This window comes from Streptomyces sp. SPB074 (assembly GCF_000154905.1).
Classification (GTDB): domain Bacteria; phylum Actinomycetota; class Actinomycetes; order Streptomycetales; family Streptomycetaceae; genus Streptomyces.
In genome coordinates this window covers 3,064,518-3,075,344 of the sequence record NZ_GG770539.1, presented here as the reverse complement: position 1 = coordinate 3,075,344, position 10,827 = coordinate 3,064,518, and the positions used below count along the sequence as shown (strand labels likewise).

7 protein-coding genes and 3 pseudogenes are annotated in these 10,827 nt (G+C 74.1%); 8 read left to right on the top strand and 2 right to left on the bottom strand.

Annotated elements, in window-relative coordinates; translation table 11 throughout:
- Positions 1-745: 745 nt before the first annotated feature.
- Positions 746-1,776: pseudogene (locus tag SSBG_RS12630) on the bottom strand (ATP-binding protein).
- Between the two features lie 101 nt (positions 1,777-1,877).
- On the opposite strand from SSBG_RS12630, the gene SSBG_RS12625 reads away from it, so the two are divergent.
- The gene (locus SSBG_RS12625; RefSeq protein WP_008746525.1) at positions 1,878-2,702 is read left to right on the top strand and encodes a Fic family protein; all 825 of its coding nucleotides are present in this window, start codon (positions 1,878-1,880) and stop codon (positions 2,700-2,702) included.
- Between the two features lie 92 nt (positions 2,703-2,794).
- On the opposite strand, the gene SSBG_RS12620 is transcribed toward SSBG_RS12625, so the two are convergent.
- Positions 2,795-3,622: an HAD family hydrolase gene (locus tag SSBG_RS12620; protein ID WP_008746524.1), complete on the bottom strand. Its 828-nt coding sequence runs from the start codon at positions 3,620-3,622 to the stop codon at positions 2,795-2,797.
- A 734-nt stretch (positions 3,623-4,356) separates the two neighbouring features.
- Here SSBG_RS12620 and ssd point away from each other — a divergent pair.
- The 7 genes and pseudogenes from ssd to SSBG_RS34575 all read left to right on the top strand — a co-directional run.
- Positions 4,357-5,454 (top strand): annotated as a pseudogene (gene ssd, locus SSBG_RS12615) (septum site-determining protein Ssd); the annotation flags it as partial.
- A 356-nt stretch (positions 5,455-5,810) separates the two neighbouring features.
- Positions 5,811-6,983 (top strand): TadA family conjugal transfer-associated ATPase, encoded by a 1,173-nt coding sequence (locus SSBG_RS12610; protein ID WP_037869624.1) that lies wholly within the window; start codon positions 5,811-5,813, stop codon positions 6,981-6,983.
- The gene (locus SSBG_RS12605) at positions 6,980-7,897 is read left to right on the top strand and encodes a type II secretion system F family protein (protein ID WP_008746520.1); all 918 of its coding nucleotides are present in this window, start codon (positions 6,980-6,982) and stop codon (positions 7,895-7,897) included. The genes SSBG_RS12610 and SSBG_RS12605 overlap by 4 nt, the downstream gene beginning before the upstream one ends.
- Positions 7,894-8,715: a type II secretion system F family protein gene (locus tag SSBG_RS12600; protein ID WP_037869621.1), complete on the top strand. Its 822-nt coding sequence runs from the start codon at positions 7,894-7,896 to the stop codon at positions 8,713-8,715. Before SSBG_RS12605 ends, SSBG_RS12600 begins: the two co-directional genes overlap by 4 nt.
- Before the next feature lie 1,216 nt (positions 8,716-9,931).
- On the top strand, positions 9,932-10,063 hold the full coding sequence (locus tag SSBG_RS36135; protein WP_234010506.1) for a DUF4244 domain-containing protein: 132 nt from the start codon (positions 9,932-9,934) through the stop codon (positions 10,061-10,063).
- Positions 10,056-10,496 (top strand): TadE family type IV pilus minor pilin, encoded by a 441-nt coding sequence (locus SSBG_RS12590; RefSeq protein ID WP_008746517.1) that lies wholly within the window; start codon positions 10,056-10,058, stop codon positions 10,494-10,496. The genes SSBG_RS36135 and SSBG_RS12590 overlap by 8 nt, the downstream gene beginning before the upstream one ends.
- A pseudogene (locus SSBG_RS34575) lies at positions 10,493-10,801 on the top strand (Rv3654c family TadE-like protein); the annotation flags it as partial. The gene SSBG_RS12590 and the pseudogene SSBG_RS34575, both read left to right, overlap by 4 nt.
- Positions 10,802-10,827: the final 26 nt, after the last annotated feature.

Here is a 10,827-nt window from a genome sequence, read left to right as displayed (position 1 = left end):
CCGCCTCCGTGCCCGGACCGGCATTCGGGGTGCCTGCCCAGGCGCGGGCTCAGGGCTGATCGTACGGGTCCCGGGCCGGGGGAGGGGCCGGTTCGGGAGGAACGACGCAGACCGTGATCCGGACGCTACACGGAACACCCGCCCCTGTGGCCCGTATTGCCCCGACCGCCCCTCCCCGGGCCCGTCCCCGCGCCGCCCCCTCGGTTCGAACACCCGGCCCCGAGGCCCCCGGCGCGCACGTCGCGGCCGTGCGCGATTCCCCGCCGCACAAGGGCTCCAGGCCATCAACCGCTCTCCCCGGACCGGGCGAACCGCTCTCGCATCCCCCGCTCGCGGCGTCAACCCGGCGCCTCTTCCGGTCCCCTCCATCGTGGAGCCCCGAGCGGTCAACGAACCAACAGGTTTTCGCCCACGCGTGTCACTGCGACGCCCGCACACCAGCCGGATCGGACGGCGAGCCCCGGGCTCCAGACATCGTTTTCCGGGCCGCGGGCCTTCCGAACCTCCGAGCGGGCCCTTCTGGCGCCGTCGTACGGACACCGCCTCAAGCCCCGGACGGGTGGATACGCACGGCCTCGCCCCTCGTGCCACGCCTCGTCCGTCCCTGACGTCGGCACTCGCGCGCCACACCGGAGCAGCTCACCATCCGAGGCGACCGGCGACCGGCGACCGGCGCCCGGCGACCGGCGCCCGGCGACCGGCGACCGGCGCCCCCGCAAACCGCCAAGAGCCAGCCCGTCCCCTGTCAGACCGCGTCCGTCACCGCGTCCTGGTCGAGCAGGTGCCGCAAACCGCCCGGAATTCGTTTCCGCCCGCTCTCGTCGAGGACGAAGTCGGGGTCGACCTGGGAGGCGAGGTTGGCGCCTGTGCGCTCGTTTCCCCAGCTCTGCGCGTTCTTGAGGTGGAAGTGCACCATCTGCCGGGTGTACCGCTCCCAGTCCCGCCGGGCGTAGGTGGCGTCCACGCACTTCTGGAGGCGGGTCAGAGCCGCCCTGTTCTCCTCCTCCAGCTCCCCGAACGGCGCCGGGCACCCCTTCTCCATCGCGCGCACCCACCGCGAGCCGCCGACCGTCACCAGCAGGTCATCGCCGATCTCGTCCCGCAGGAAAGCGAGGTCCTCCGGCTCGTTCACCTTGTTGCCCACGACCCGCAGCTCCACCCCGAAGTCCCGCGCGTACTGCTTGTATTGGCGATACACCGACACTCCCCGCCGGGTCGGCTCGGCCACGAGGAAGGTCATGTCGAAGCGGGTGAACAGACCGGAGGCGAAGGAGTCCGCGCCGGCGGTCATGTCCACCACCACGTATTCGTCCCGGCCGTCGATCAGGTGGTTCAGGTACAGCTCGACCGCCCCGACCTTGGAGTGGTAGCAGGCCACCCCGAGGTCAGCTTCGGTGAACGCCCCGGCGACCATGAGCCCGGCGTCGGCCCCGTCCAGTTCCACGCGGCGGGCACAGGCGTCGTGCACGGGGTTCGCCTCCCGCACCCGCAACAGTCGCGAACCCGTCCCCGGAGGGGTGGTCTTGATCATGGCGTCGACCGAGGCGATACGGGGATTGCTCCCGCGCAGGTACTCCTTGATGAAGGGGAGCCGCACGCCCATGGCGGGCAACGTGGCGGCCTCCTCCTCCGCCAGGCCGAGGCCACCCCCAGGTGCTGGTTGATGTCGGCGTCCACCGCGAGGACGGGAGCGCCGGTCCGCGCCAGGTGGCGGACGAAGAGTGCGGCCAGCGTCGTCTTGCCGCTGCCGCCCTTCCCTACGAAAGCGATCTTCATATTCACGTAGCGTAGAGAGCCGGTGGCGATTCGTGTCTTATCCGCGTGAAGAACACCACTCCTTCGAGGGGCCGGTGCCCCGAATGCGTAGGGTCTTACTCATGAGTACGACAGCAGCGGCCGCAGACCCGTTCGCCGCCCTCGCGGACCTTCCCGGGGTGCCCGAAGCGGTCGAATCCGTCCGCACCGCCGTGGACCGGGTCTACGCCCACCGGGTCATGCGGCGCCGCAGCAACGAGATCAGCTCCGAGGCGGCGCTGCGCGGTGCCCGGGCCTCCGCGGCGCTCGACGGGTCGGACTGGGCGCTGGAGGAGGTGCGGCGCCGCAGCGACTTCGGCTCGGAGCCCGAGGCGCGCACGGTGGGCGCGGCGCTGCGGCTGAGCGCCGAGGCGGGCCAGCTCCTTTCCGTGTGGGGCCAGTCGCCCCTGCGCGTACTGGCCCGGCTGCACGTGGTGGCCGAAGCCCGGGAGGCCCCCGAGGTGGGGCGGCCCCGGGTGGCGGGCGAGGGCGTGCGGGATCACGACCTCGGCCTCGTTCTCCCCGACGCGGCCGAGACCGCCGCCAGGCTGGAGGCACTGACCGGCCTGCTCGGCGCCGGTTCCAAGGCGCCCGCCCTCGTCGTCGCCGCGATCGTGCACGGCGAACTCCTCGCCCTCCGCCCCTTCACGACGTGCAACGGGCTGGTCGCGCGCGCCGCCGAGCGCATCGTGCTGGTCGGTTTGGGCCTCGACCCGAAGGCGGTGTGCCCCGCCGAGGTCGGGCACGCGGAGCTGGGAGCCGAGGAGTACTCCCGAGCCCTGGCCGGCTATGTCACCGGCACCCCGGCGGGTGTGGCCGACTGGATTCGGCACTGTGCGCGGGCGGTGGAACTCGGCGCGCGCGAGTCCACCGCCGTGTGCGAGGCGCTTCAGCGCGGGGCTGCTTGAAGCGCCCTCCCCGAGTGGGTGAGCCGTCGGCGACGGCCTCCTCGCATCCCGTGGTCGGGGTGCGAGGGCTCGGGGGGATCACGAGTGGGGGCTCAGCTCGTGAGGGAGCGGCGGCGGCTGGAGTACCAGACCAGCCCCGCGGCGGCGACGGCGCCGACCGCTGCCGCGGCGAAGAGGACCGGCGTGGGCGGCCGGAACCTCGGCAGGCGCTGCTTGAGCCGTACCGGACGGTGGAAATCCAGTACCGGCCACTCGCGCGCCAGTGCCTCCTTCCGCAGGGCGCGGTCGGGGTTGACCGCTGCCGGGTTTCCCACCGCTTCCAGCATCGGCAGGTCGGTCGCCGAGTCGCTGTAGGCGTAGCAGCGGGCCAGGTCGTAGCCCTCCGTCGCGGCCAGTTCCTTCACCGCCTCTGCCTTGGTCGGGCCGTAGGCGTAGTACTCCACCTCTCCCGTGTAGCACCCGTCCTCACCCACCACCATGCGGGTCGCGACGACCCGGTCGGCGCCCAGCAACTCACCGATCGGCTCGACCACTTCGGCGCCCGAGGTGGAGACGATCACGACATCGCGCCCCGCCGCGTGATGTTCCTCGATGAGGGACGCCGCCTCGTCGTAGATGATCGGGTCGATGAGGTCGTGCAAGGTCTCTGCCACGATCTCCTTGACCTGCCGCACGTTCCAGCCGCGGCACAGAGAGGACAGATAGGACCGCATCCGCTCCATTTGGTCGTGATCGGCACCGCCCACGAGGAAGACGAACTGGGTGTACGCCGTTCGCAGAGCGGCCCTGCGGTTGATCAGTCCGCCTTGATAGAAGGACTTGCTGAACGTGAGTGTGCTCGACTTCGCAATGACGGTCTTGTCGAGGTCGAAGAAGGCGGCCGTGCGCGGCAAGGAGTGGTTTTCCACGGGCCTGAGCATAGGCGCCCTCCATTCGGCGTAAGGCGGCGCGTACGGGTTTGCCTGAGAGGGGGCTCGGGTACACCATGGAAGTCACGGATCGTTCGCGACCGTGTCTGACACGGCCCGGCTCCTCCCCCCGGAGTCGGCCGTGAAGACGACCCCCGCCCTCCCCCCCCGGCGGGGGTCGTCGCATGTCTGCGGCCGTTTGGTGCGGTATGTCCGCCCTGTCATCGCCTTCCCCCTCCCCTGCGGGAGCCCCGCTCACTTTCGTGCGTGTTACGTCCAGCCCCGCCCGCCGCTGCGGCTGGGGAGCTTCTGATGCACAGCCTGTCACGGTCCGTGGTCGATCGGCAGCGCCGAGCTTAAATCTGTGGATAACTCCGGTACTTCTCTCACTCTCGTCACCGGTATGAGTGACGCGATTATCCACTTCCACTGAGTTATCCACAGATTTGCTCTCGGATGCTCAATGCCTCCTCAACCTCTGCAAGCCTGAATGCGTTCGTGAAGAACGTGCGGGCCGTTCCGGGGACTTCCTCGTCGGCGCGACGCGTCATTTCGCGGTGCGCGCATATGCGCGGCAGGCCGGTCGGACCGCGCGGACTCCGCGCGGCAGCCGGAAAGGACGAGGGAAGGAAGCGGAAGCGATGGACGTGCACGGGGGAAGACGCGACCGGGCCCGAGGCGGCGCGGCGAAGGATCGTACGAGGCGCGGCGTGGCCGCAGACCTCACGCGGGGAGGCGCGACGCCGATGTCGCGCGCACGGCCGCCGGGCAAGGTTTCGGGCACGGAAGTGAGGGACGAAGGCTCGACCGGACCGCTCGTCATCACCGAGGACCCCGAACTCCTCGACGACATCCTGCGGTTGTGCGCGGCCGCCGGTGTCCTGCCCGAGGTACGGCATACGGCTCCCGAGCGACGCGGGGACTGGGAGGCGCCCCCTCTCGTCCTGCTCGGCGCCGACGTACTGCCCCGCCTGGCGGGGGTGAACCGCAGGCCGGGCGTGCTGGTGCTGAGCCGCGTCCCGGTCAGTGGGCCGGGTCTCTGGCGGCACGCCGTGGAGACCGGCGCCGAGCACGTACTCGTGCTTCCTGACGCCGAGGAATGGCTCACCGACCGGCTGGCCGAAGTCGCCGAAGGCGGAACAGCGGGGCCCGCCCTCACCGTCGGCGTCATCGGCGGCAGAGGAGGCGCCGGTGCCTCCACGCTCGCCTGTGCCCTGGCCCTGTCCTCGGCCGCCGACCGGCGCAAGACGCTGCTCGTGGATGCCGACCCCTGGGGCGGCGGTATCGACGTCGTCCTCGGCGCCGAGCGCCAGAACGGCCTGCGCTGGCCCGACTTCGCCCACTCCCGGGGCCGGGTGAGCGGCACCGCGCTGGAGGAGTCCCTGCCCGCCGCGCACGGCCTCCGTGTCCTGAGCTGGGACCGGGGGGACACCCACGGCATCCCTCCCGAGGCGGTGCGCGCCGTCCTGGCGGCCGCACGGCGCCGCGGCGGAGCCGTCGTCGTGGACCTGCCGCGCCGCTGCGACGCCGAGACCGCCGAGGTGCTGCGCCAGCTCGACCTCCTCCTGCTGCTCGTTCCCAAAGAACTGCGGGCCCTGGCCTCCGCGCGCAAGGTCGCCACCAGCCTCGCCGCCCTGGCACCCGATGTCCGTCTCCTCGCCTCCGCGCCGCCCGTCCCGGCGGCCACCGCACTGGACACGGCCGAGATGGTGCGCTTGCTCGGGCTGCCGTGCGTCGGCGAAGTGCCATGGGAAGGCGGGCTGGTGCGCGCCCAGGCTGTCGGCCGGCCGCCCGGCTCGCGCGGCCCGCTGGCTCGTTTCTGCCAGGACTTCTGGGACGAGGCCGCACCACCGCAGCAGGAAGCGCACCAGCGTGGCCGTGGCGGCAAGAGGGTACGGGGCGGCCGCGCACGTCCCGCCCGCCGAGCACGTCCCGCCCCACGCAACAGTGCGGAGGACCCGTCCCCCATCGCCGCAGGCCCCCGTGACAGCGACGCCGCGCACCGTACGGCAGGGGAGTGGGAATTCGGGAGCGGCACACGCGTGATCGGCCGCCGCCCGGCAGGGGCCTGGCCCGAGGGAAGCCGCCCGGCACGGCCCGGCCGCGCAGCGGCGGGTATGGAGCACGCGCGGGAGCACATGGCGGACGAACAGGCGGCGCTCGCCTACCGGGCCGCCGTGCGCGAGGCGGGAGCACACCGGTGATCGCCACGGCCGAAGGACTTCTCGACGGGGTGCGCCGCTGGCTCGCGGAACGCGGCGCCGAACCCACCCCGGCCAAGGTCGCGCTCGCCGTCCGCGAGCAGGGCGGCGTGCTCGGCGACAGCGAGGTGCTGCGTTTCACTCACCTGCTGCGCCGCGAGCTCATCGGCGCGGGGCCGCTGGAACCGCTGCTCGCCGACCCTGACGTGACGGATGTCCTGGTCTCCGCGCCCGACCAGGTCTGGGTGGAGCGTGGCGGCGGGCTCGAACTCAGCGACGTGCGCTTCGCCGACGCCACGGCGGTACGCCGGCTCGCGCAGCGGCTCGCCGCAGCCGCCGGACGCCGCCTCGACGACGCCCAGCCTTGGGCGGACGCCCGACTGCCCGACGGGACACGCCTGCACGCCGTGCTGCCACCGGTCGCGGTCGGCTCCGCCTGCCTGTCCCTGCGCGTCGTACGCCCCCGGGCCTTCACCCTGGTCGAGCTGACAGCCGCAAAAAAAATCCCTCCCGGCGGGAACGCCGTCCTGCGCGCACTCGTCGCCGCCCGCCTCTCCTTCCTGGTCAGCGGCGGCACGGGAACGGGCAAGACGACGCTGCTCAGCGCGCTGCTCGGCCTCGCCGGACCGGCGGAACGCCTCGTACTGGCAGAGGACTCCGCCGAGCTGAGACCCGCACATCCCCATGTCGTGCGGCTGGAGACACGGCCCGCCAATCAGGAGGGCGCGGGACGCGTCACGCTCCAGGACCTCGTCCGCCAAGCGCTGCGGATGCGTCCCGACCGACTCGTGGTCGGCGAGGTGCGCGGCGCCGAGGTCGTACACCTGCTCGCCGCGCTCAACACGGGGCACGAGGGGGGCTCGTGCACTGTCCACGCCAATACGGCCTCCGATGTCCCGGCCCGGCTGGAGGCGCTCGGCACCGCCGCGGGGCTCGACCGGGCCGCGCTGCACAGCCAGGTGGCCGCCGCGCTCTCCGTCGTTCTGCATCTGGTCAGGGACCGCGCGGGCCGCCGCCGGATCGCGGAAATCCGCGTGCTCGCGCGCGACACGGCCGGGTTCGTGGTCACGGTGCCCGCACTGCGCTGGGGCGAGCACGCCTTCGTACGCGAAGAAGGCTGGCCCCGTCTCAAGGAGCTGTTGCGCGAGCGAGGCCAGGAGATCGCCTCGTGACCGGGCAGTCGTGGTCGGTGCTGGCGGACGCGGCCCCGGGATATCGCCGAGTGCTCGGCTCACCGGCCTGGGCGCTCATACTGGCAGTGGCGAGCCTGGTGCTCGTGCGGCGGGGGCGACGGCCCGGGGCGGCCAGAGCACGGGCGTTGCTGGCCGACGGCCCGCGGTACGAGGCGCCCGAGGCGTGGCGGCGCGCGTTCGCGCGGCTGCGGGCCGTGTGGCGTCCGGAGTGGTGGTGTCTGCCGGGAGCGGTGGCGGTGGCCCTGCCGGCAGGGTCCTTCGTCCCGCTGGTTCTGGCGGCACCGGCCTGGCCCCTCGTGCGCGGGCTGCGTCGCGCCCGGGCGGTGGCGCGAGCACGGGCCGCACGGGCGGACGCGGTGGTGGTGCTGTGCGGGCTCCTGGCCGGTGAGGTACGTGCCGGGAACAGACCCGCCGAGGCCCTGGCCCACGCGGTGAGCGCCTGCGGTGAGCTCGGCCATGGCCGGGCGGACATCCTGGCGGCGGCCCGCTTCGGCGGGGATGTCCCCGCCGCGCTGCGCGTGGCGGCGCGGGAGCCGGGTGCCGAAGGGCTGGTCGGCCTGGCGGCCTGCTGGCGGGTGGCACTCGACCGGGGAGCCGGGCTCGCGGTCGGCTTGGAACGCCTGGAACGCGCGCTTCTCGCTGACCGGGACCAGCGCGCCGACCTCCGCGCGCAGCTGAGTGGGGCCCGTGCGACGGCGGCACTCCTGGCCGCGCTGCCGCTCCTCGGACTGCTCCTCGGCTCGGCGGTCGGCGCGGCCCCGCTGAACGTCCTCTTCGGCTCGGTACCGGGCTTCGTGTGCCTCGTGCTCGGGAGTGCGCTGGAGGCCGCCGGGGTGTGGTGGTGCCTGTGGCTCGTGCGGCAGGCACAGCGCGGAGCGGGGCTCGCGCGGTGAACGGGGAAGTCATCCACAGGGCGGGGACAGCCGCGTGGACCCTGACGCTGTTCCTCCTGCCGGGGATGCTGCTCGCCCGCCGCCGCGGGGCGGTCGTACGGGCCCGCGGCCGGAGGCTGTTCGGCACGGAGGAGCGCGGCTCGCCACGCCGTACGGACACCGGGTCCGGGTCCGGCGCGGCACGACGATGGGTGAGCGTCGCGGGGGCGGGGCTGGCCGCGTGGGCCCTGGTCGGCGGTGTGAGCGGGCCGGCCTGTGGCGCTGTTGTGGCCCTCCTCGTGCGCCGGTGGATAGGTGCTGAGGAGGCACGCCGGGCGAGGAACGGGACCGGTGGGAACCTGCCGCCGACGTGGCTTCGCCGTCCGCGGCGGCAGGACGGGACTCCGGCCGATCTGCCGCTGGCGGCGGATCTGCTCGCCGCCTGCGTCGCGGCGGGTGCCGGGCCGGTGGAGGCGGCGGAGGCGGTGGGAGGTTCGCTCGACGGACCGGTCGGGGAGCGACTGCGGCATGTCGCGGCGGAGATCCGGCTGGGCGGGGAACCGGAGCGGGCCTGGGCACTCTTCGGCTCGCTGCCCGGAGCGGGCGGCCTCGCCGGCCTGCTCCAGCGCGCCACGCTCTCGGGCGCGCCGATCGCGGCACCGGCCCTGGCACTCGCGGCGGACTGCCGCGCCCGCTGGGCGCGCGGTGCGACGGCGGCGGCCCGGCGGGCCGGGGTGCTGGTGACGGCGCCGCTCGGTCTCTGCTTCCTGCCGGCGTTCCTGATCCTCGGGGTGGCGCCCGTACTGCTCGGGCTGGCAGGGCAGCTGACGCACCGCTGAGCGGAGCGGCGGCGGAGGAAGAACTCGGAGGGCGCACGGTCCGCCGAGACGGAAAAGAACCAAGGAGCATGTGATGGGGAACAACGTGAAGGCCGGGCGCGGGACTCGGGGCCGGGGCGGCGCGGGCGTGCCCGGAGCGGTTACGCGAGGTGGCACGCACGACAGGAAGCGCGGTGGAGCAGCTGCCGGAGGCAGGGAGCGGCAAGACCTCGGGGAGGAGCGTCTGGTCATCGCCCGTGGTTGTCGTGCTCTCGCGGCCGCGGCGCGTGAACGCGGTGCTCCGGGGGAGGGCCCGGCGGGAGGTCGGCCGGCGAAAGGTCGCCCGGCGGCGCACCGGGTGGCGGAAAGTCGTCCGGCCGGGGAGCACCCCGCGCGGGGGAAGCGAGCGGACGGCGCGACATCGCGGCGTGGTGGCGAGTGGGCGCCGGGGTGCACGGCGCTGAGGCCGCGACGCACGGGCGAAGTGGTGGACACGGGACGCCCGGTGGAGGGTCGTTCCGCGCGACCCGCGAAAGCGGGTGGGCCCGTAAAGCCGGGTGGCGCGGGACGGGCGAGCGGAGCCGTCGAGCGGGACGCGTCCGTGGAGGTGGGCGCACCTGCGAGGGCCGGTGGCCCCCGAGGCTCGGATCGTGCGGTGGGCACGGACTGCTTCGCGAACTCCGGTCGGTCCGGGGAAGCGGACGGTCCCGCGCACTCGGTTTCCGTGGACGCGGATCGTTCCGTGGACGCCGGGAGTTCTCGGGTGCCGGGCGATCCCTCCGCTGCCGGGCGTGCGGAGAAGGGTGCCCGTCGCGGCGAGGCGAAGGCCGGTACCCGTCGGCGGCGTAGGAGGCGGCGCGCGGCGGGTGATGTCCCCGCTCTCGGCACGGGGGTGTTGCCCCGGGCGGGTGGCGAGGGAATGACGGCGGACCGTGACGTGGCCGCAGCGGCGGTGGGTAACGCGGCGTCGCTCGTCCGGGACGAGAAGGCGAGGACAGCGCCGGTCCCTCAAGCGGACGGGGACCGCGATGCGCGGTTGGCGCGGGCCGGGGTGCGGCTGGAACGGGCGCGGCGCCGGGCGGAAGTGCTGGACCGTCGGCGGACGGCGGCCCAGGGAAGCGAGGCATTCCCCCGGTACCACCGCAGGGACGCGGCGCGGCGGGACCTGATGCGACGGCGCATCCGCTGGACCTTGCGGCAGGCCACGAAGGAAGCGAGGGAGCGCGGGGATGCCGGCATGGCGACAGCCGAGTACGCCGTCGCCCTGCTCGCCGCCGTGGGTATCGCCACGGCGCTCTACAAGGTCGTCACGAGCGGCGCGGTGCAGTCGGCTCTCCAGTCCGCGGTCATGAAGGCGCTCCATGGGTGAGAGGAGCCGCCCCGGGCGTCGTGTGGCGTGCGCCGACGCCCGGCCGGGCGCCTTCCGCGGGCGGGACGAGGGGATGGTGACGGCGGAGTCGGCGATCGTCCTGCCCTTGCTCGTGATGGTGACGCTCGCTCTGGTCTGGGCGTTGTTCGCGGCGGCGGCGCAGGTGCGCTGCGTGGACGCGGCCGGTGCCGGAGCCCGGGCCGCCGCGCGGCAGGACCCGGAGGCACGCGCGGTGGCCACGGCCAGGGAGGTGGCACCGGAGGGCGCGCGGGTGACGATCGCGCGGGAGGGGGACCTCGTACGGGTCACGGTCACCGCCGACGCGCCCGGTCCTGGCGGGCTCGGGGTCCGGCTCGGCTCCTCCGCCGTCGCGCTCGCCGAAGAGACGGACGGCGACGGGGAGACCGACGGCGACGGGGAGGCGACCTCGTGAGCCGCGAGCACCGCGTCGGCGGTGTGTGGACGGGGGATGGCCGGAGCGCGGGGGACCGAGGGGCGGCGACGGTGTGGGCCGTCGCGGTGCTCGCGGCGCTGGGAGTCCTCTTCGCCGGAGTCCTGGGCTACGGGCAGGTGGTCCTCGCCCGGCACCGCGCCGCCCAGGCCGCCGACCTGGGGGCGCTCGCTGCGGCGGACACATGGGCGCGGGGCACCGTCGCGGCCTGCGGGACGGCTCGGCGCGTGGCCGGGGCGCAGGGCGGGCGGCTCGCCGCGTGCGGACTGCGCGGGCGGTACGCGGACGTCGCCTCCGTCGGGACGGTCGGGCC